This window comes from Flavobacterium salmonis (genome assembly GCF_903819435.1).
In the GTDB taxonomy this organism is placed as follows: domain Bacteria; phylum Bacteroidota; class Bacteroidia; order Flavobacteriales; family Flavobacteriaceae; genus Flavobacterium; species Flavobacterium chungangense.
On record NZ_CAIJDP010000062.1, the window covers coordinates 269,015 to 289,149 of the forward strand.

At 34.2% G+C, this 20,135-nt stretch carries 18 protein-coding genes; 10 read left to right on the plus strand and 8 right to left on the minus strand.

The features are described from left to right. Positions 1-98 precede the first annotated feature (98 nt). From FLACHUCJ7_RS08570 to FLACHUCJ7_RS08590, 5 genes are all read left to right on the plus strand, one after another. The gene (locus tag FLACHUCJ7_RS08570) at positions 99-3,167 is read left to right on the plus strand and encodes a leucine--tRNA ligase (RefSeq protein WP_180908602.1); all 3,069 of its coding nucleotides are present in this window, start codon (positions 99-101) and stop codon (positions 3,165-3,167) included. Between the two features lie 469 nt (positions 3,168-3,636). After that, entirely contained in the window at positions 3,637-4,482 is an 846-nt protein-coding gene (locus FLACHUCJ7_RS08575) for an alpha/beta fold hydrolase (RefSeq protein ID WP_180908603.1), read from the plus strand. Position 4,483: 1 nt separating this feature from the next. After that, positions 4,484-4,957, plus strand: a complete 474-nt coding sequence (locus FLACHUCJ7_RS08580) for an RNA polymerase sigma factor (protein WP_180908604.1) — start codon at positions 4,484-4,486, stop codon at positions 4,955-4,957. After that, positions 4,944-5,534, plus strand: coding sequence for a hypothetical protein (locus tag FLACHUCJ7_RS08585; RefSeq protein ID WP_180908605.1), 591 nt, complete (start codon positions 4,944-4,946; stop codon positions 5,532-5,534). The genes FLACHUCJ7_RS08580 and FLACHUCJ7_RS08585 overlap by 14 nt, the downstream gene beginning before the upstream one ends. Before the next feature lie 291 nt (positions 5,535-5,825). Continuing rightward, positions 5,826-6,512, plus strand: coding sequence for a zinc metallopeptidase (locus FLACHUCJ7_RS08590; protein WP_180908606.1), 687 nt, complete (start codon positions 5,826-5,828; stop codon positions 6,510-6,512). A gap of 117 nt (positions 6,513-6,629) precedes the next feature. On the opposite strand, the gene FLACHUCJ7_RS08595 is transcribed toward FLACHUCJ7_RS08590, so the two are convergent. The 3 genes from FLACHUCJ7_RS08595 to FLACHUCJ7_RS08605 all read right to left on the minus strand — a co-directional run bounded on the left by FLACHUCJ7_RS08595 (position 6,630) and on the right by FLACHUCJ7_RS08605 (position 8,681). Continuing rightward, the gene (locus tag FLACHUCJ7_RS08595; protein WP_007811264.1) at positions 6,630-7,100 is read right to left on the minus strand and encodes an Lrp/AsnC family transcriptional regulator; all 471 of its coding nucleotides are present in this window, start codon (positions 7,098-7,100) and stop codon (positions 6,630-6,632) included. Between the two features lie 136 nt (positions 7,101-7,236). After that, positions 7,237-7,983 carry a uroporphyrinogen-III synthase gene (locus FLACHUCJ7_RS08600; protein ID WP_078229267.1) on the minus strand — a complete coding sequence of 249 codons (747 nt, stop codon included), beginning with the start codon at positions 7,981-7,983 and terminating at the stop codon, positions 7,237-7,239. 14 nt (positions 7,984-7,997) lie between these two features. Then, positions 7,998-8,681, minus strand: coding sequence for a DUF4271 domain-containing protein (locus FLACHUCJ7_RS08605; RefSeq protein WP_180908607.1), 684 nt, complete (start codon positions 8,679-8,681; stop codon positions 7,998-8,000). A gap of 106 nt (positions 8,682-8,787) precedes the next feature. Here FLACHUCJ7_RS08605 and FLACHUCJ7_RS08610 point away from each other — a divergent pair, with 106 nt between their 5' ends. The 3 genes from FLACHUCJ7_RS08610 to FLACHUCJ7_RS08620 are packed head-to-tail and all read left to right on the plus strand — an operon-like array spanning position 8,788 to position 11,386. Next, a complete protein-coding gene (locus FLACHUCJ7_RS08610) occupies positions 8,788-9,513 on the plus strand; it encodes a polyprenol monophosphomannose synthase (RefSeq protein ID WP_180908608.1) in 726 nt (241 codons plus the stop codon). Between the two features lie 10 nt (positions 9,514-9,523). Next, positions 9,524-10,864, plus strand: a complete 1,341-nt coding sequence (locus tag FLACHUCJ7_RS08615) for a dihydroorotase (protein WP_180908609.1) — start codon at positions 9,524-9,526, stop codon at positions 10,862-10,864. A gap of 6 nt (positions 10,865-10,870) precedes the next feature. Then, positions 10,871-11,386, plus strand: coding sequence for a DUF4296 domain-containing protein (locus FLACHUCJ7_RS08620; protein ID WP_078229192.1), 516 nt, complete (start codon positions 10,871-10,873; stop codon positions 11,384-11,386). On the opposite strand, the gene FLACHUCJ7_RS08625 is transcribed toward FLACHUCJ7_RS08620, so the two are convergent. Beyond that, positions 11,381-12,382, minus strand: coding sequence for an NAD-dependent epimerase/dehydratase family protein (locus FLACHUCJ7_RS08625; protein ID WP_180908610.1), 1,002 nt, complete (start codon positions 12,380-12,382; stop codon positions 11,381-11,383). The two genes, FLACHUCJ7_RS08620 and FLACHUCJ7_RS08625, sit on opposite strands and share 6 nt — an antisense overlap. A 186-nt stretch (positions 12,383-12,568) precedes the next feature. On the opposite strand from FLACHUCJ7_RS08625, the gene tyrS reads away from it, so the two are divergent. Both tyrS and FLACHUCJ7_RS08635 read left to right on the plus strand, forming a co-directional pair. Beyond that, positions 12,569-13,873: a tyrosine--tRNA ligase gene (gene tyrS / locus FLACHUCJ7_RS08630; protein WP_180908611.1), complete on the plus strand. Its 1,305-nt coding sequence runs from the start codon at positions 12,569-12,571 to the stop codon at positions 13,871-13,873. Between the two features lie 137 nt (positions 13,874-14,010). Continuing rightward, the gene (locus FLACHUCJ7_RS08635) at positions 14,011-14,355 is read left to right on the plus strand and encodes a hypothetical protein (protein WP_180908612.1); all 345 of its coding nucleotides are present in this window, start codon (positions 14,011-14,013) and stop codon (positions 14,353-14,355) included. Here FLACHUCJ7_RS08635 and FLACHUCJ7_RS08640 read toward each other — a convergent pair. From FLACHUCJ7_RS08640 to FLACHUCJ7_RS08655, 4 genes are all read right to left on the minus strand, one after another. Next, positions 14,352-15,332 (minus strand): LuxE/PaaK family acyltransferase, encoded by a 981-nt coding sequence (locus tag FLACHUCJ7_RS08640; protein ID WP_180908613.1) that lies wholly within the window; start codon positions 15,330-15,332, stop codon positions 14,352-14,354. The two genes, FLACHUCJ7_RS08635 and FLACHUCJ7_RS08640, sit on opposite strands and share 4 nt — an antisense overlap. A 92-nt stretch (positions 15,333-15,424) precedes the next feature. Next, entirely contained in the window at positions 15,425-15,760 is a 336-nt protein-coding gene (locus FLACHUCJ7_RS08645; protein WP_180908614.1) for a T9SS type A sorting domain-containing protein, read from the minus strand. Positions 15,761-15,867: 107 nt separating this feature from the next. Continuing rightward, positions 15,868-17,118, minus strand: a complete 1,251-nt coding sequence (locus FLACHUCJ7_RS08650; RefSeq protein WP_180908615.1) for a hypothetical protein — start codon at positions 17,116-17,118, stop codon at positions 15,868-15,870. Between the two features lie 133 nt (positions 17,119-17,251). Beyond that, positions 17,252-20,068, minus strand: a complete 2,817-nt coding sequence (locus tag FLACHUCJ7_RS08655; protein ID WP_180908616.1) for a TonB-dependent receptor — start codon at positions 20,066-20,068, stop codon at positions 17,252-17,254. Positions 20,069-20,135 lie beyond the last annotated feature (67 nt).

Below are 20,135 nucleotides of genomic sequence, written 5' to 3' on the forward strand. Positions count from 1 at the left end.
ACAATCTGTAATAAATGTAAATTTGCCAACTTATAATCCAGTCACAAAGAGAGGAAAGCCTTAGTATCTTTGCAACTTAGAACCTTAGTAACTTAGAAATGAAATACAATCCAAACGAAATAGACGCCAAATGGCAAAAGTATTGGGCAGAAAATCAAACTTTTGCAGCAAAAAATAACTCTGAAAGACCTAAACATTATGTTCTCGATATGTTTCCTTATCCATCTGGAGCAGGGCTTCATGTGGGGCATCCGCTGGGTTATATTGCTTCAGATGTGTATTCTCGCTTCAAAAGACATCAGGGATTTAATGTTTTGCATCCAATGGGTTACGACAGTTTTGGATTACCGGCTGAGCAATATGCAATTCAGACAGGTCAGCGTCCGGAAGATACAACTCGCGTAAACATTGATGGAGGTGTTGATAAAGAAGGAAAACAAATCGCCGGATACAGAAAACAATTAGATAAAATCGGATTTTCATTTGACTGGGCGCGCGAAGTGCGAACCTCAAATCCGGATTATTACAAACATACACAATGGATTTTTATTCAGTTATTCAATTCATGGTACAATAAAGATTCTGACAAAGCCGAAGACATTTCGACTCTGACCGCTATTTTTGAAAAAGAAGGAAATGCGAATGTAAATGCTGTTTGCGATGATAATATCGTTTCTTTTTCGTCAGGCGAATGGAATGCATTTTCGGCAGATGAGCAAGAGAAAATATTACTACAATACCGATTAACGTATTTGGCAGAAACAGAAGTAAACTGGTGTCCCGGTTTAGGAACTGTTTTGGCAAATGACGAAATTGTAAACGGAGTTTCGGAGCGTGGAGGCTATCCTGTCATCAGAAAAAAAATGACACAATGGAGTATGCGAATTTCTGCTTATGCCGAACGTTTGCTTCAGGGGCTAAATGATATCGACTGGAGCGAGTCAATAAAAGAGTCTCAAAGAAACTGGATTGGAAAATCTGTGGGGGCGATGGTAAAATTTAAAGTCAAAAGTCAAAAGTCGCAAGTCGAAAGTGAAGCTGCACTTTCAGACTTTCGACATTCGACTTTCGACTCTTTTATCGAAGTTTTCACAACCCGTCCTGATACCATCTTCGGAGTTACTTTTATGACTTTGGCTCCGGAACATGATTTGGTGGCTAAAATTACCACTCCGGAACAAAAAGCAGCTGTTGAAGCGTATATCGAAAAAACAGCTAAACGTTCTGAGCGTGAGCGTATGGCTGATGTAAAAACCATTTCGGGAGTATTTACAGGAGCGTATGCGGAACATCCTTTTACAAAAGAAGCTATTCCGGTTTGGATTGGTGATTATGTTTTGGCTGGTTACGGAACTGGTGCTGTAATGGCTGTTCCTTGTGGAGACGAAAGAGATTACGCTTTTGCAAATTTCTTTAAAGGACAAAACGGAATGCCGGAAATCAAGAATATTTTTGCGAATGTAGATATTTCTGAAGTGGCTTACGGTTCGAAAGACAATGTAGAGATCGCCAATTCGGATTTCTTAAACGGATTGAATTATAAAGAGGCTACTAAAAAAGTCATCGAAAAATTAGAAGAAATTGGTCAGGGAACCGGAAAAACAAATTACCGTTTGCGTGACGCGGTTTTCTCTCGTCAGCGTTATTGGGGTGAGCCATTCCCGGTGTATTATGTTAATGGACTTCCAAAAATGATCGACGCACAGCATTTGCCAATTATTTTGCCTGAAGTTGAAAAATATTTACCAACCGAAGACGGCTTGCCACCATTAGGAAATTCTATTAAATGGGCATGGAATACAGTAATTAATGATGTTGATTTTAATGAAAAAATTGACAACAAAACCATTTTTCCGCTTGAATTGAATACGATGCCGGGCTGGGCAGGAAGTTCCTGGTATTGGATGCGTTATATGGATGCTGATAGTGAAGACGAATTCGCTCGTAAAGACGCATTGAAATATTGGGAAAGCGTAGATTTATACATTGGAGGAAGCGAACACGCAACCGGACACTTATTGTATTCTCGTTTCTGGAATAAATTCTTAAAAGACAAAGGTTTTGCTCCAACTGAAGAGCCATTCAAAAAACTGATCAATCAGGGGATGATTTTGGGGACTAGTGCTTTTGTTTATAGAGTTCACGGTGTAATAGAGTCTGATCCAAATGAAGGATTTAGTATATTAAACTCAGATATGCCTACTTTATTCATCACAAAATCGATATATGATAAAATTAAAAAGGGTGATGAAGATGAAAAAGAGAAGGTAAAAGAATTTTATTTAAATCAGATCAAATCTGCATTTCCAAATATTTATATTAATTTGGGGAACTTAGAGATATCTGAAATCCATGCTGATGTTTCGATGATAAATTCTTCGGATGAGTTGGACATTGAAAAATTCAAAGCATGGAGAGAATATTACGCTAATGCAGAATTTCTTAAAGAAGAAAACGGAAAATACATTGTAGGCCGCGAAGTTGAAAAAATGTCAAAATCAAAATACAATGTTGTAACTCCGGATGATATTTGTGCTGAATACGGTGCTGATACATTACGTTTGTACGAAATGTTTTTAGGTCCGTTAGAGCAGGCAAAACCCTGGAACACGGCGGGTATTTCTGGTGTATTTGGTTTCCTGAAAAAATTATGGAGATTGTATTTTGATGACAACGGTTTAATCGTAAACAACGACGAACCAACAAAAGACAACTTAAAATCATTGCACAAAACCATTAAAAAAGTAGCTGAAGATATCGAGAATTTCTCTTTCAATACTTCGGTTTCTCAGTTTATGATTTGTGTAAACGAATTGTCTTCTCAAAACTGTCATTCACGTGCCATTTTAGAGCCTTTAGCCATTTTGGTTTCGCCTTATGCACCGCATATCGCAGAAGAATTATGGTCGCAGTTGGGACATACAACTTCAATTTCTGATGTTGCTTTCCCAATTTTTGAAGAAAAGCATTTGGTGGAATCTGAAAAAGAATACCCGGTTTCTTTCAACGGAAAAATGCGTTTTACGATCAAATTGCCTTTGGATTTAACCAAGGAACAAATCGAAGAAATCATTATGAAAGATGAAAGAACGTTGCGTCAATTAGATGGAAGAACACCAAATAAAGTGATTATTGTTCCCGGAAGGGTTATCAATTTTGCGATTTAATAAATCAATTTTCAAATATTTTAAATTCCAAATCCCAATTTTTGTTGGGGTTTGGAATTTTTTTTGTGCGTGTTTTTTGCTGCCAATTATACTAATTTTCACAGATTTTTTTCTAAAACACATAGTTTGTCATTCCGAGGGACGAGGAATCTTCGCGAGAAGCTCCGCAATCAATGTCGCCAATCTTTGTCGAGCTACTTGTGGAGATTGCTTCGCCAGTTCGCTATCACTCGTGTCCTCCTTCGTCGGAATGACAAAAATGCGAAGTTCTTGCGTTAAACCCTAGCCAACACCCAGTTTGTCATTCCGACGAAGGAGGAATCTCCGCACGCAAATCACGTCAGAATTTCCGTTTCAATATTGGAATTTGGAATTTTTTTATTGAAATTTTAATTTCAGTTGTAACATTTTAATAGTTCTCGTATCCAAAGGGCGGATCCGATTAATTAACAACTTAAATCTATTAAAAATGAAAAAGTATATTTTGATTATCGCCCTTTTATTTTCTGTATTATGTTTCAATGTTTTTGCACAAACCAAATCATATCCTTTTGAAGTTCTTAAAACCGGAAAAGGGAAACAAGCTATACTATTTATTCCGGGATTTGCTTCTTCCGGAGAAGTCTGGAACGAAACCAAAACCGCATTCGAAAAAAATTTTACTTGCTACACATTCACAATGGCTGGTTTCGCGGGAGTAAAACCACAGTTAAATCCATCATTCGAAAACTGGAAAACAGAAATTGCTAATTATATCCAAAACAATAAAATTGAAAAACCAATAATTGTTGGACACAGTATGGGTGGCGGATTGGCGCTTGCTATCGCTGCCGATTATCCGGAATTGATTGGGAAAATTGTGGTTGTGGATGCGCTTCCGTGTCTGGCAGCTTTGAGTGATCCTTCTTTCAAATCAAAAGAAAACAATAATTGTTCTTCAACTGTAAACCAAATGACGGCGATGAATGAAACTCAGTTTTATGAGATGCAGAAACAAACCATGCCGAGACTTTTACAGGATGCTACAAAACTGGAATTGGTTGTGGGTTGGAGTGTAAAATCAGACAGAACCACTTTCGGACAAATGTATTGTGATTTTTATAATACCGATTTGAGAAACAGGATTGCACAGATAAAATGTCCGTCGTTAATTTTATTAGAGTCTTATTTTATAAATTTAAAACCTATAATCGACGAACAATATAAAAACCTGAAAACAGCTGATTTTAAATACGCAAACAAAGGCCTGCATTTTATAATGTATGATGATACAGCATGGTATTTGGAACAATTAAATCATTTTTTAAAATCGTAAGATGGAATTCGAAGAAATCTACAAAACATATTGGGACAGGATTTTCAGGCTTTGCATGGGATTTGTAAATGATTATGATGCTGCTCAGGATTTGGCTCAGGAAACTTTTATCATTGTATGGCAGAAGCTGGAAACTTTTAGAAACGAATCGGCTATTGGAACCTGGATTTTCAGGATTGCTTCTAATACCTGTTTAAGGCAGATCGAGAAAGAAAAACGTTTTCCAAAATCAGACTTGCCTGTTCATCTTTCGGAAGAAAAGCAAACTTCAATTGAACCACAAATTCAGTATTTGTACAAATGCATAGCCGAATTGCCCGAAACAGAGCGTATCATTATTTCACTGGAACTGGAAGATGTAAAGCAGGCAGAAATTGCAAAAATCGTTGGACTTTCTGAAGCTAATGTTAGAGTGAAAATTCACAGAATAAAAGAAAAACTGACTCAAAAATTCAAAGAAAATGGACAGCAATAATATAGATTTTAAAGATTTATGGAAAAAACAAACCGTAAATCAGCCCAATATAGAGGATTTGATGGCAAGGCTAAAACAATTCAAAAAAGCAGGTTTGAGAAGTTTATGGAAAACCAATATTCTGCTTTTTGCCACATCTGCTTTTATTATTTTTATTTGGTACTATTATCAGCCGCAATTTATTTCGACTAAAATCGGAATCGTTTTGGCAATCGTGGCAATGATAATGTATGTGGGATTTTACAATGGCTTATTGCGTATCTATAAAGATATTGATACAAACCAAACCAATCAGGAATATTTGCAAAAACTAATTTTAATTAAAAGAAAACAACAATTTATGCAGTCTACTATATTGAGTTGGTACTTTGTTTTACTTCTTGCGGGAATTTGTTTGTATATGTATGAATACGCTTCAAGGATGACTGTTTTTTATGCGCTGATTACATATGGCGTAACCTTGCTTTGGATTGGTTTTAACTGGTTTTATATGCGTCCGAAACAAATTAAAAAACAACAGGTAAAAATTAATGATCTGATTATAAATTTGAAAGATATAAATAAGCAATTGGATTAATAAAATCAATATTTTGAAATTGCTTCGCCTGTACGCTATCTCGAGTCCAAATTCCAATTTTACGATTGGGGTTTGGATTTTTGTTTCAATATAGTTTGTCATTCCGTAGGAATCTTACGGTTCGATTGACTTAATGTTTAGATTTCTTTGGAGTAATAAGTTTGTGTTTAGTTTTTTGCGAAACAATTCATAATTAAAATCTAAAGTTGTGTGTCATTTTGACATTTTACAAAAATGGTTCGTAAATTGTTGTGATTTTACAAGACAAAACATAAACTAAAAAATATAAATATGGGAAGAGAATATTTAATTCTCGCCGGTGCGATAATGCTGATTAGCTGGCTGGTGAGTTCAAAGTTAAAGAGTAAGTTCGAGTTGTATTCGAAACTGCAATTGCAAAACGGAATGAGCGGAAAGGAAATTGCAGAAAAAATGCTGGCTGATAATGGTATTCGTGATGTTCGTGTAATTTCGACTCCGGGACAATTGACAGACCATTATAATCCGTCAGATAAAACGGTTAATTTAAGTGAAGCAGTTTACAATCACAGAAACGCGGCAGCGGCCGCTGTTGCAGCACACGAATGTGGTCACGCCGTACAGCATGCCCTTGGTTATGAATGGCTGACAATGCGTTCAGCATTAGTTCCTATTGTTAGTGTAGCATCAAATTATGTACAATGGATTTTGCTGGCCGGAATCCTTATGATAAGAACTTTTCCGCAGTTATTGTTAGTGGGTATCGTGATTTTTGCAGCAACAACTTTATTTACTATTATAACATTGCCAGTTGAATATGATGCAAGTAATCGTGCGCTGGCTTGGTTGGAAAATAAACGAATGTTGACACAACAAGAACAGGCCGGTGCAAAAGATGCTTTAAAATGGGCTGCAAGAACTTATGTTGTAGCGGCTATTGGTTCTATTGCTACGCTATTGTATTATATTTCGATTTACTCAGGAAGCAGGAGGAATTAATTTTTAATGTGGCAATTTAGATAATTAGTCAATTAGATAATTTATAGAAAACCCGACAGATTTTTAAAAATCCGTCGGGTTTATAGTTTTATATGTAGTTTTTTTAAATTATCTAATTTACAATTGTATCTGTCTGTCAATCTGCTGATCCAGCGAAATAAACGTTTCAGTTCTCGAAACCCCTTCAATTGCCTGAATTTTGGTATTTAAAAGCTGCATCAAATGTTCGTTGTCTCTACAAATGATTTTAATCAAAACCGACCAGTTTCCTGTGGTGTAATGGCATTCCAGAACTTCAGGGATTTTTTTTAAATCTTTTACAGCTTCAGAGTTTCGGGAGGCTTTATCTAAGTAAACTCCAATAAAAGCCATCGTGTTATAGCCTAATACTTTAGGATTTACAGTAAATTTTGATCCTGAAATCACACCTGATTGTTCCAGTTTCTTTAACCGCTGATGAATCGCGGCTCCGGAAATGCCAATTTTGTTTGCAATTTGTAAAATAGGTTTTCGGGCATCATCCATTAAATAACGAAGGATTTCCTTGTCGATACCGTCAATTTCGATTAATAGCGAGTTGATTTTCATAACTTGTAATTTGAAACTAATCCTGCTAATTTGGTTTAGAATAGAAATCAAATGTAGTTAAAATGGGTGGAAATAAAAATTCCAAATTCCAACATAAAAAGTTGAAATTTGGAATCTAAGTTGTAAATAGTAAGGATTATTTTTTATTTGCCTCACTAATATATTTTTCTAAAGCCATTGTCATAGAAGGAGTTTCAGGAGTCGGGGCAAGAATATCAATTCTTAATCCGTGGTCTAATGCTTCTTTTTGGGTTGTGCTTCCAAAAACAGCAATTCTGGTATTGTTTTGTTTAAAATCAGGAAAGTTTTTAAACAAGGATTTGATTCCTGTTGGACTGAAAAACGCCAAAACATCATAATAAACATCAGCTAAATCTGATAAGTCGCTCATTACAGTTCTGTAAAAAATAGCTTGTGCCCAATCTACTTTTAATCCGTTTAATGTTACAGGAGCATCTGCGTTTAACTGATCAGAGGCTGGAAGCAGAAATTTTTCGTCTTTGTATTTTTTTATAAGTGGTGATAAATCTGCAAAATCTTTAGCACCCACGTATATTTTACGTTTTCTGTACACCACATATTTTTGCAGGTAAAATGCCACCGCTTCTGATTGACAAAAATATTTCAATCCTTCAGGAACTTTGTAGCGCATTTCTTCAGCTACCCTGAAAAAATGATCAACCGCATTTCGGCTCGTTAAAATGATCGCAGTATAATGATTAAGATCGATTTTTTGTAACCTAATCTCTTTTGCACTAACTCCCTCCACATGAATAAAAGGTCTGAAATCAATTTTTATTTTGTGTTTCTGTTGGAGCTCAAAGTAAGGGGAGTTTTCCACTTTAGGTTCAGGCTGTGACACCAAAATTGTTTTCACTTTCATATTATAAACATTTACTAAGCCACCTCTTTTGTAATCCAATAATAAAGGAAATAATAAGGGGCTATTTCAAGAGCGCAAAGATATAAAATAAAATAAAATAATTTGTTGATTATTGTATTTTGATAAGTTTTAATTGAAATAAAGTAGGAAAACATACTTATACATGCCGAAACCCCTATTATTGCTAGTGGTATACTCTTAGGGACATTGTTATTATAAAACAAAATTGCATTAACAGGGAGTATCAGAAGACCAATGTATGTTCTGTAAGTTGCTTTTTGCAGGTTAAAAAGATCAACAAACTCATCAATATTGAAGGCAGTTCCTATGATTTTTTCTATTAAATACTTCGCTAAGATAAAGTAGGTTAGTAAAGTAGCAATCTGTGTGAAAAGCATCCAGTCTGATTTTGTAGCATATCCTGATTCGGGAAATTTAAAAATATGCATCGTCAACTGTATAAAAAAAGCATACGAAATAATTTGTACAAAAAACAAACCTACAGTAAAACTGCTTTTTAAATGCGAAACGTCACGATAAATTTTTACATATTTATCTGAGAAAATAAGTTTTGTAAACTCACTAAATCTATTTTCATAAGCAGATTTAGTAATGGCAACAACGGCAAAAGCCAACACAAATAAAAGTGTTGCCCAATCTTTGTTTTCTATAATTCTGGGATGAAGCTGTTCAATCATAACGATACAAAATTAGTAATTTTTTGTCTCAATACTTTTATTATACATTTATTATGAATCAAATGCTATAAAAAGTTTACTTTTGCGGTGAAATTACGCAGAAAAAATGAATGATTGTATTGTCATAATTCCTACTTACAACGAGATTGAAAATATTGAAAGCATAGTACGTGCGGTGCTTTCGCAACATAAATCATTTCACCTTTTAATCATTGATGACAATTCGCCGGATCATACCGCTGATAAGGTGGTAGCGCTTCAGGAAGAATTTCAGGAAAGACTGTTTCTTGAAAAAAGGGCAAAAAAATCAGGATTAGGGACGGCTTATGTTCACGGTTTCAGATGGGCTTTGGAACGTAAATATGATTTCATTTTTGAAATGGATGCTGATTTTTCACATAATCCAAATGATCTTGAAAAATTATATGATGCCTGTCATTTTGGTGGGGCTGCTTTAGCTGTGGGTTCTCGTTATGTTACAGGTGTAAATGTGGTGAACTGGCCTTTAAGTCGTGTGCTAATGTCTTATTTTGCTTCGGTTTATGTGAAGTTTATTACCGGAATGAAAATTCATGATGCAACAGCAGGTTTTGTTTGTTACAAAAGAGAGGTTTTGGAAAAGATAAATCTCGATAAAATAAAATTTGTCGGGTATGCTTTTCAGATCGAGATGAAATATAGAACTTATTGTGCTAAATTTGAAATCACAGAAGTTCCGATTATTTTTACAGATCGTACCAAAGGAGTCTCGAAAATGAGCAATGCTATTATTAAGGAAGCGATACTTGGAGTTATTTCTCTTCGATTAAAAAAATTATTCAATACATTATAAAAGAACGGTGATGAACAGGATTTTAATTAAAAATGCTAAAATTGTAAACGAAGGATCAATTTTTGAAGGGGATGTTTTAATAGAAAACGACTTAATTGTTGAAGTTGCAGACAGCATCAGCCTAAAATCATCTGATTGTAAAGTAATAGATGCTGAAGGAAGTTATTTGATTCCGGGTGCAATTGACGATCAGGTACATTTTAGAGAACCGGGATTAACACATAAAGGAGATATTGAATCTGAGTCAAGAGCTGCGGTTGCAGGAGGAATTACTTCCTTTATCGAACAGCCCAATACGGTTCCGAATGCTGTTACCCAGGAAATTTTAGAAGATAAATATCAAATTGCTTCCCAGAAATCTTTTGCGAATTATTCGTTTATGATGGGAGCAACCAATGATAACCTGGAAGAAGTTTTAAAAACTAATCCAAAAAATGTTGCCGGAATCAAGATTTTTCTTGGTTCTTCAACCGGAAATATGCTGGTAGACAACGAAGCGACTTTAGAAAGAATATTTTCAAGCACACCAATGTTAATCGCCGTTCATTGTGAAGATGAAACTACAATTCAAAATAATCTTGCAGCTTACAAAGAACAATATGGGGATGAGGTTCCGGTAACGGCGCATCATTTAATCAGAAGTGCGGAAGCTTGTTATATCTCCTCTTCAAAAGCAGTGGCTTTGGCTAAAAAAACCGGAGCACGTTTGCATATTTTCCATCTTTCGACTGCGAAAGAAATGGAATTGTTTACGAATAAAATTCCGTTGGAAGATAAAAAAATCACAGCAGAGGTTTGTGTACATCATCTTTGGTTTACCGATGAGGATTATAAAACAAAAGGGAATTTCATCAAATGGAATCCGGCTGTAAAAACGGCTAATGACAGAAAAGAACTTTGGAAAGCTTTAAATGATGGCCGTATCGATGTTATTGCAACGGATCATGCACCACATACAAAAGAAGAAAAAAGCCAGTCTTATTTAAATGCCCCGTCAGGTGGTCCTTTAGTACAACATGCTGTTATAGCTATGTTTGAAGCGCATCATCAGGGTAAAATCAGCGTTGAGAAAATCATTGAGAAAATGTGTCATAATCCGGCGAAGATTTTTAAAATCGAAAAAAGAGGTTTTGTAAAAGTAGGGTATTATGCTGATTTGGTTATTGTAAACCCAAGTTTGCCTTGGAGCGTAAAACCGGATAATATTTTGTATAAATGTGGGTGGTCTCCGTTTGAGAATTTTACTTTTAAATCAAGAATTACACATACTTTTGTAAATGGCGAAATGGTTTATAACAACTTTAAAGTAAAAGATGTTCGTGCCGGAAAGCGACTATTATTTAACAGATAAACAGCAATGAAGAATTTTGTATTTATACTATTGGTTTTATTTCTTTCTGTAAGTTGTAAAAAAGAGCTAGTCAAAGAACCTGCTAAACTTATCGCGAAAGAAAAAATGATTGATATTATATATGATTTATCTCTTTTGGATGCTATAAAATACCAACAGCCTTTATCGCTGGATTCGGTTGAGTCCAACCCTAAGAAGTTTATTTTTAAAAAATACAAGGTTGATAGTCTTCAATTTGCTCAAAGCAACATCTATTATGCCGCTGACTATGATAACTATAAAGAAATGTTTGATGAAATAAATGCAAGGCTGGATAAAGAAAAAAAAGTTATCGAAAAAAAGATAAAAGCAGAAGAAAAAAAGGCTGCTAAAGCTAAAAAAATAGCAGAGGCAAAAAAGGCTGCTGAAGCAAAAAAGAAAAAATTAAAAGAAACTCCTAAAGATTCTGTAAAGAAAGTCATAAAAAAAATAAATGTCGACTCTGTAAAAAGAAAGAAACGAGTTCAGCATAAAGGATTATAATTTTGATACTTCGTTTATGTATTGATTTACATCTAAAAAAACCGTTCCCAGAGCGGTTTTTATTTTTTCATTAGAGTATAGGCTTTTAGAATAAGAGGCTTTTGCGGCTGCTTTTGTCAGGCTTCTTTTTTGAAAAAGTAAAGTTGATACTATTCTATCTGCAACACAAAGTAAATTCATAAATATTGGTTTTGCGTGAATTGTTGGTTTTTTTACCTTTAAAGCATCAGCAATTGTATTTAGAACATCCCTGAAAATAATATTATCTGCAATTAGCGTGAAACGTTCGTTTTTTATATTGCTTTTCATTAATTCAAATGCAATTTTTACGACATCATTTATAGCAATAAATCCGGTATTTCCAAGGGTGTAGAATGAAAGTCCTTTACTTACTTTTATATACAGTACATTGCTTCCGTATTCGAAAATTGATTTTGTTGAAACGGGAGCTAAAATTACTCCGGGATTTATAATAATTACATCCAAACCTTCCTGAACGCCTCTCCAGGCTTCCATCTCTGCACCATATTTTGAAATAGCGTAGTCGCTGTGAGGCTTTTCCGGATTCCAGTCAGTTTCCTCGGTGATGTAAGTTTCGTGTGGCTGTAAATCTCCTAAAGCTGCAATTGAACTTACATAACAGAATTTTTTTACTCCTTTGGCTAAAGCAAAATTAACCATATTGGCTGTTCCTTCGATATTGGTTTTCCGAAGTGCATCTTCATCTTTTGGATTAAAAGAAATCAAGGCAGCACAATGGTAAACATATTCTATTCCGATAAAAGCAATCTCCAGAGAAGGAACGTCCAGAATATCGGCTTCAAGCCAATTGATTTTTTCAAATAAATCACCTTTTTTATACAATTCAAAAACAGATTTTGTTTTTTGGATATTGTTTTGGCTGCGGTAAATAGCCCGGACATTTTCTCCATTTTCAATTAAATGAAGCAATAAATGTGCGCCAACTAAACCAGTTCCTCCTGTTACTAATACCATTTTGTAAAGATAAGTTTTTGGCTGAAAGGTGCAAAGTTACAGAGGATCAAAGTTGCAAAGGTTTTTAATTGCTTTTTGAATTTGCCATTGAAATTTGCCATTGCCATTGCTTTTTGAGATTGTTATTGCCATTGCTTTTTGATTTTGATATTGACATTGATTACATTTGCGCAAAAATATTTTAAAATGAAGAATCTAGTTGAAGAATTAAAGTGGCGCGGTTTGTACCATGATAGCATGCCAGGAACGGAAGAACAATTGCTAAAAGAGGTAACATCGGCTTATATTGGTTTCGATCCAACGGCAGATTCGCTGCATATTGGCAGTATGGTTCAGATTATTTTGCTGGTTCATTTAAAGAATTTTGGTCATCAGCCTGTTGCTTTAGTGGGTGGTGCAACCGGAATGATTGGTGATCCATCCGGAAAATCTGATGAAAGAAATTTGCTGAACGAAGAAACTTTAGCTAAAAATGTTGCCGGAATCAAAAGCGTTCTGTCTCGTTTTTTAGATTTTAATTCAAAAGAACCAAACGGGCCAATCATGGTGAATAACTATGACTGGATGAAAGAATTCTCGTTTATTGATTTTGCCCGTGAAGTTGGAAAACGTATTACGGTAAATTATATGATGGCGAAGGATTCTGTTAAAAAAAGAATCAACGGAGAAGGCGAAGGAATGTCTTTTACAGAATTCACCTATCAGTTAATTCAGGGATACGACTTTTATCATTTATATAAAAACAACAACTGCCTTTTGCAAATGGGAGGTTCTGACCAATGGGGAAATATTACCACAGGTACAGAATTAGTGCGCAGAATGGGTGGTGAAGGAGCTAAAGCATTTGCTTTAACTACTCCTTTAATCACAAAAGCAGATGGTTCTAAATTTGGTAAAACTGAAGGAGGAAATGTTTGGCTTGACGCCGATAAAACTTCAACGTATAATTTTTACCAATTTTGGTTAAGAACAACAGATGTTGATGCTGAGAAATATATTAAGATTTTTACTTTCTTAGATAAAGAGACAATTGATTCTTTAATTAAAGAACATACAGAAGCTCCGCATTTGAGAGTTTTGCAAAAGAAATTAGCGGAAGAAATTACGGTTTTTGTACACGGAAAAGAAGCGTTAGAAGATGCAATAAAGAAATCTGAATTTGTATTTTCAAATTTTACAATTGAAAGTTTAGTTGAAGAAGGAGAAGAATTCTTTAATGATATATTCTCTGAATTTGACCAGCCAGTTATCAAAAGATCAGAATTGACAAACGGAATTGATGCTGTATTGGCCTTATCCGATTTAACTCAGATTTTCCCGTCACGTGGTGAAGCCAGAAAAGCTCTTGCAAGCAATGCGGTATCGGTGAATAAACAGAAAATTCAGGTTGAAACTTTATTGACTTCAAAAGATGTATTTTTTGATAAATATATTCTCGTTCAGTTTGGTAAAAAGAAAAAATATTTTGTTGTAAATATTGAGAATGATTAATGGTTTAGAGTCCATTAAATTACAATCGGTATTATCAAAAGTCCCAATATCTCGAAAGAGTGGTTGGGATTTTTTTATGAAGTAAAAAAATAAAAGCAATGACTATTTTTAGTAAGTTTATCCCTTAAAACAATATTATGATTGGAATTTTACTAATTTATTGGATTTGGAAAGCGTTTAGTAATTTAGCCATTGAGAACGATAAAAATAAATGGAAATATTTCTTTATTGGATTAGGATCGTACTACGGAATAACTTTTTTGGCGGCAATTCTGTATGTGATCATAATTGCTGTTATAAACGGAATTGACGCTTTGGATGATGAAAGTTATTATAACTCGGGACTAGATTTTGTGTTTGCTATTTTGGGAGGTCTGGGGTGTTATGGAGTCTATAAATTTTTAGAAAATAAAGGACTTGAGGAAAAAGAATTATTGAGAAAAGAAGGTATTGATAGTATTGGGCTAGCAGAAGAAAATTAAAGAACCATCAAATTACAGCCACGAATATCAGAATTATCAAAACGTCCCAATACCTCGAAAGAGTTGTTGGGATATTTTTTGCCTAAATCCTGCGTAGCGATAAAGGAACAAGAGTTGATATTGGCCAGATCAATAACATTGATTCCGCCTGTTTTTCCGTCTTTCACGTATGTTAGAGCATCTTCCGGATCGCGCATTAGAACATGCATCCACGAAGGGCATTCAAAAACGCCTTCGCCTAAAGAATAAGCCTGTGCTAAAAGTTCGGTCATACCATATTCTGAATGAATAGAAGAAACACCAAAACCTTTACAAAGCTGTTCGTGTAATTCTTCGCGAATCATTTCTTTACGTTTGCCTTTCATTCCACCCGTTTCCATAATAATGGTATTTTGAAGCTGAAATTGATGTTTTTCAATCAAATCTAATAATGCATAAGTAACACCAATTAAAATTACATTTTGTCCGGATTCGTCTAAAGCAGTCAGTTTTTTAATTAAGTCATCGTGATTGTGTAAATAAAACCCGCTTTCAGACTGATTGGATAGTTTTATTAAGTCTTCAACCATATAAATTAACGAAGAGCCATCACGTTCAAGATAAGACGGTAAAAGGGCTAAAACAACGTAATCTTCGATATTGCCGTAAAATTGAGAAAATCCGTTTCGGTAACTTTCTTCGTAAAGGTAAACATCGGTAACCAAATGTCGGCTTGTAATCATTCCGGTAGTTCCGCTGCTGGTAAAAGTTACTTCCGCAAGGTCTGAATTAGAAACAACTTCATGACTTTTAAAAAATTGGATTGGCAGAAATGGAATTTGTTCCAATGATTTTACCTGCTGTGGATTTACTTTTAAAAAATCACAGAAATCACGATATACTTTATTATTCTCGTGCTGAAAACGAAACACTTTTAGTGCTATTTTTTCAAATTGTTTCTGACTTGAAATGGTAAATATATCGTTGGCTGTAATCAAAACTTTTTTTGTGCAAAGGTATAAATAATTGTAGGATGTAAAAGCAATAAAAAAGCCCCAAATTATTGGAGCTTTATGTGAATTTTTATGTTTTACCGAACAATTAACTTTCGTGTCGCCGAATTGTTCTGTTCGCTTATTTTGATGATATAAACTCCTGGAGTTAAATCCGGAATGTTTAATTCTTTTGTTGTCAAGTGTGCCTGAAAAACCTTTTTTCCTAATACATCAAAAATAATAATCTCTTTTTCTAAATCATTTTTAGAAGTAATATATACTTTTCCGTTTGTAACAGGGTTAGGGTACAAGCTAAGTCCCTCTATGGAAACTGCATCACGAGTTTTTGGCGATTGCTTATCCTGAGCTGAGCTGCTAACAGTAAAGAAAAAAGCCAGTAAGAGAGTAATATAAAAGTAGTTTTTTGCCATCGCTTTATTTTGGTTGAGTAAATATACAAAAAAAGTTTTCAAATATTACGCCAAAAAAAAACATCCTAAATATTTAGGATGTTTTTAACAATTTATGTAAACTAAAATTATTGCTTTGATGGATTGGGATTGCTCATTAGATTGCTCAATAAATTTACTCCGTCAACAGTAGCCCATGCACCAGAAGTTAAAGTAGCTCCTGTAGCTGTAGTACTAGTTGTCCAGTTTGATGCTGGAACAAAACTAGCTGCAGTTACTGTGAATGAAGCTGGAACTCCTGAAATAAAAGTAATAGGAGAGTTAGTAATTTTTACGTTGTTTAATTTGATTTTTCCTCCCGCAACTTGGTGGTCATAAGTTACTTTGTCTTGTATTTGAATTGCACCACCACTAATAGCCTTATTTTCACCTACAGCCGCTTGGCTAATATAACCATCAATCACGATGTTGCTGTAATCACCATTTCCTTCTTTTTTAAATTGAATAGCATCCAGTTGAACTTCACCTTGTGATTCCGTAGTTGTACCAGCAGCTCTTTTAAGAGTGATGTTAGTAACTTTTGGCCAGAACGCATTATCAACACTTTTAGATTCTACTTCTAAGCCGTAGTTAGCAACACCTGTTTGATAAGCATACCAGTTTGTATTGTTTTGACCTCTCCATCCATCTTGCCAGTCAAAAGAGTCATCACTGTTTCCGTAAGATATTGAGTTAGTTAAGCTTACAGTTCCTCCGTAAAATTCAAAACCATCATCATTACCTTTGTAAGATACTAAGTGATCTAATGTTGTTCCTGATCCAACAGAGTAGAATGAGAATCCGTTATTTTCTTTACTGTTAGAAGTGATTACTTGTCCGGCATATTCAACTCTTACATATTTCAATGAACCTCCGTTGTGTGCTTCATTTGAACCTCCGTATGTCAATCCTAAACCATCTTCCGAAACAGCTGTTTGTGGAGCAGCAGCAGTTGCAGAGTTTACAATTGGAGCATCACCATACATAATAATTCCAGCCCAAGAACCTCCTATTTTTGATTTTTCAGTAAAAACGATTGGAGCGTCTGCGGTACCATTAGCAATTAGTTTTCCTCCCTTTAATATAATAAGACCATTTTGTCCAGTAGATTTGTCGCAAGTAATTGTAGAACCAGCTTCGAAAGTAAGAGTTACACCTTCGCTAACTTTTATCATCCCTTTTAAGGTATAGTTACCATAAGCATAAGTTGTATTTGCTGTAATATTTGAAGATATTTCTCCGACTACTGGTTGTTTTATCGGTGTGCTGTTATCATTGTCACTTGAACATCCTGTAAAGATACTTCCTAAAACTGCTAAGCAGAATACTAATTTTTTCATAAAGTGTGATTTTTTATTTGATTTTTAATCTTCAACAAATTTAATATGAGTCTCTTTATGATCTATTTAAGAGAATGTTATCAAATTAACACTTGTTCTTTAAGTTTATGTTTTGTAATTGTTAAGTGTTTTTTTAAAAGGTATAAGATATATTCATAGAGAAACCAACTCCTTTTTTGTATTCTCTTACTGTTAAATCTCTTTCAGTGATTTCAAGTCTGCTCTTTTCACCCATTTCTATTTTATAAGATGGGTTTAATATGTTGTCTACAGAAAGTTTAACATCAAATTTGTCTGAAATTTTGTTTTGCCAAATAAAATCAAGTTTACCAAATGGCATTTCATAATAATTATCTAATTTATTTGTTCCTACAGCATAGATTCGTTTACTATAGACATTGTACACCATAGTCATAGAACTTTTCCATTTTTCACTAAACTCAGTATCGTATTTAAGATCGGCATTTACTATCCAAGGAGATGCTCCCTGTAGTTTTCTGGAAGGGTTCTCATCTGCTGCGATAGTTTCGGGATTGTTAACTCCGTTTTTAAAAGTCTTTTCAATAGTTACTTTTGAATCCATTAATGACGCATTAGCACCTAAAGAGAAATTAGATAATGATTTTGAAATTCTTTCGAATTGAAATAAAAACTCGAATTCAGCACCATATAGTAAAGCTTTTTGAGAGTTACCGTATGTCATAATCTGTCCACCGCTTCCAGCTGAGTTTGTAAATAATCTTTCAATAGGGTTTTCTATTATTTTACTGAAAATTGTGGCAGAAATTAATTCCTTATTGGTTGGGAATAATTCGTATTTCAAATCAAAGTTATAATTGTCACTATTGATTAATAAAGGATTACCTTGTTCTATGGTGCCGTCTGGATTCACAAACTCAAGAGGATAAGACTCCATAATTACAGGTCTTGTAATTGTTTTTGAGGCTGCAAATCGTAAGTTTGAATTCTCATTTAAAATATATTTTGTGTTTAAAGATGGCAAAAAATCTGTTTTATCATTAGTTATTGTTTGATAAGGATCTTCAAAACTTCCCGCTTCTTTGTATTTTGTATCTCTATGAGTCTGTTCAACTCTTGCACCTACATTTAATTCAATTTTTTCAGAAAATTTGAAGGCAAAGTCTAAGTATCCAGCGTTAATAAACTCCTCTAACATTGCTTTGTAAGTTGGGTTCGTTCCATCGCTGTAGGTGAAATTATTGTTTAAAATCTCATTTTTTAAAGTTGAATCAGGAGTATTAGTTGAGAAAGTAACACTATTTGAGTTTAGTCTTTGTGATACAAGAAATCTAAATTCCGATCCCATTTTATTCATGTAACCACTATATCCTGCTGTAAGTTTGTGTGATTTGCTTAGATCTTCATTTCCAAATTTCCAATTATATTCCAGTAAGCCAGAAATGTGATTATCACCTTTAAAATTAAGATATTGTCTAACTATACTATTTCCAGAATAGCTTATCGAAGTTGTGTTATCGTCAACCTTAGTACCGCTGAAAGATTTTCTGTCAGGTAGTTCGTATTGTGTTGTAGAGTATGAAATACCTGATTTTATAGTGTGTCTTTCGTCCTCAGTTATTTTATAATTGCCAAACAATTGTGTGTTTAAAAAAGTAGACTCTTGTAATTGGTTCATTCTTATAAAACCATTTGGTTGGTTTACATTAGAATTTGTGTAACCCAGCTGATCTTGTATTGAATTTTCGGTCGATTTTAGATAGGTGGTGTTTGATGTAAGAGAAAACCTTTTTGTTTTATAAGTTAAAGCGGCTAATACAGAAGAGTTTGTTATAAATTTATACTGTGTTGTAACTAAATCATTACTGTAGTTTCCTTGCCCTGGATTGAAAAATCTATCTGCACCACTTCTTATCTGAAATTTATTATCATAGTTAAGTGAAATCAAATATTGAAATACGTTTTGGTTTTTCCCTATATTGAATTTTTCAGAATGAGTAATTCCAAAACTTGTATTTAGAGGAGCTACATCGCTTTTGACGTCAAATCCTGAGCCAAATCCGTTTGCGGCCTGATCTGCAGTTAATGTTTGAAAACTAGGATTTTTGTTTATTGCAGATGGTAAATCTCTTTCATTGCCTGACAATCCGAAAAAATCAGATGTTGAAGTTGCGTCTCGGGAAATAAGGAATTTTTTTAGGTTATTATTGATCGTGTAACCAGCTCCAAAATTAATTTTAGTCTGGCTTTTTCCAGTAGCAGTTGTTACTATGTTAAAAGTAGCTCCGGCAAAATCACCGTATAAATTAGTATTGAAAGTTTTGTATGTTTCTAAAATACTTACAATATCAGTTGGAAAAATATCCAAAGGAATGATTTTTTTAAATGGATTGTTTGATGGAACAGCCAAGTCATTTAGTAAAAGATTGTTGTAACGATCTTCCAAACCTCTTACAAATAAACCTCTTCCTTCTACTTTTGTAATCCCGGTAATTTTTGTTAAACCTTCTTCAACATCGCTAACTCCTTTTCTTGACATTTCCTGTGCACCGATACTTTGTTTAATAACGACAGCATTTTTTTGATCTAATAAAAGAGCAGTTTCTTTTTCTCTGTTTCCTCCTGTTGATTTTACAACAACATCCTTAAGAGTATAGCCTCCGGCGGATAATACCTGGTTAACAGTCATAGTTTCGTTTTCTTTAACAGTAACAGGTTTTTCTACAGATTCATATCCAATAAAACTAAAGATAATAGTATAGTTTCCCGGATTTACAGATAAGGAATATTTTCCTTCAATGTCAGTGTTGGTACTAATGTTTGTTCCTTTAATTAAAATATTCGCAAAAGGAAGTGCTTCATTATTAGTTTCTTTGTCGGTTAATACTCCAGAAATTGTACCTTTGTTTTGTGCGACCGAAATGGCACAGATAAATAATGCAATTAATAGAAATTTTAAATTGAATTTCATTTCAGTGTTGTGTTTGATTTATTTTTGTGCAAAGAAATACACGCACTGTAAAGTTCATGTTAGGCAC

Coding starts and splice junctions, on each gene's coding strand:
- FLACHUCJ7_RS08570 (WP_180908602.1), top strand. CDS start 99: ATGAAATACAATCCAAACGAAATAGACGCCAAATGGCAAAAGTATTGG.
- FLACHUCJ7_RS08575 (WP_180908603.1), top strand. CDS start 3,637: ATGAAAAAGTATATTTTGATTATCGCCCTTTTATTTTCTGTATTATGT.
- FLACHUCJ7_RS08580 (WP_180908604.1), top strand. CDS start 4,484: ATGGAATTCGAAGAAATCTACAAAACATATTGGGACAGGATTTTCAGG.
- FLACHUCJ7_RS08585 (WP_180908605.1), top strand. CDS start 4,944: ATGGACAGCAATAATATAGATTTTAAAGATTTATGGAAAAAACAAACC.
- FLACHUCJ7_RS08590 (WP_180908606.1), top strand. CDS start 5,826: ATGGGAAGAGAATATTTAATTCTCGCCGGTGCGATAATGCTGATTAGC.
- FLACHUCJ7_RS08595 (WP_007811264.1), bottom strand. CDS start 7,100: ATGAAAATCAACTCGCTATTAATCGAAATTGACGGTATCGACAAGGAA.
- FLACHUCJ7_RS08600 (WP_078229267.1), bottom strand. CDS start 7,983: ATGAAAGTGAAAACAATTTTGGTGTCACAGCCTGAACCTAAAGTGGAA.
- FLACHUCJ7_RS08605 (WP_180908607.1), bottom strand. CDS start 8,681: ATGATTGAACAGCTTCATCCCAGAATTATAGAAAACAAAGATTGGGCA.
- FLACHUCJ7_RS08610 (WP_180908608.1), top strand. CDS start 8,788: ATGAATGATTGTATTGTCATAATTCCTACTTACAACGAGATTGAAAAT.
- FLACHUCJ7_RS08615 (WP_180908609.1), top strand. CDS start 9,524: ATGAACAGGATTTTAATTAAAAATGCTAAAATTGTAAACGAAGGATCA.
- FLACHUCJ7_RS08620 (WP_078229192.1), top strand. CDS start 10,871: ATGAAGAATTTTGTATTTATACTATTGGTTTTATTTCTTTCTGTAAGT.
- FLACHUCJ7_RS08625 (WP_180908610.1), bottom strand. CDS start 12,382: ATGGTATTAGTAACAGGAGGAACTGGTTTAGTTGGCGCACATTTATTG.
- tyrS (WP_180908611.1), top strand. CDS start 12,569: ATGAAGAATCTAGTTGAAGAATTAAAGTGGCGCGGTTTGTACCATGAT.
- FLACHUCJ7_RS08635 (WP_180908612.1), top strand. CDS start 14,011: ATGATTGGAATTTTACTAATTTATTGGATTTGGAAAGCGTTTAGTAAT.
- FLACHUCJ7_RS08645 (WP_180908614.1), bottom strand. CDS start 15,760: ATGGCAAAAAACTACTTTTATATTACTCTCTTACTGGCTTTTTTCTTT.
- FLACHUCJ7_RS08650 (WP_180908615.1), bottom strand. CDS start 17,118: ATGAAAAAATTAGTATTCTGCTTAGCAGTTTTAGGAAGTATCTTTACA.
- FLACHUCJ7_RS08655 (WP_180908616.1), bottom strand. CDS start 20,068: ATGAAATTCAATTTAAAATTTCTATTAATTGCATTATTTATCTGTGCC.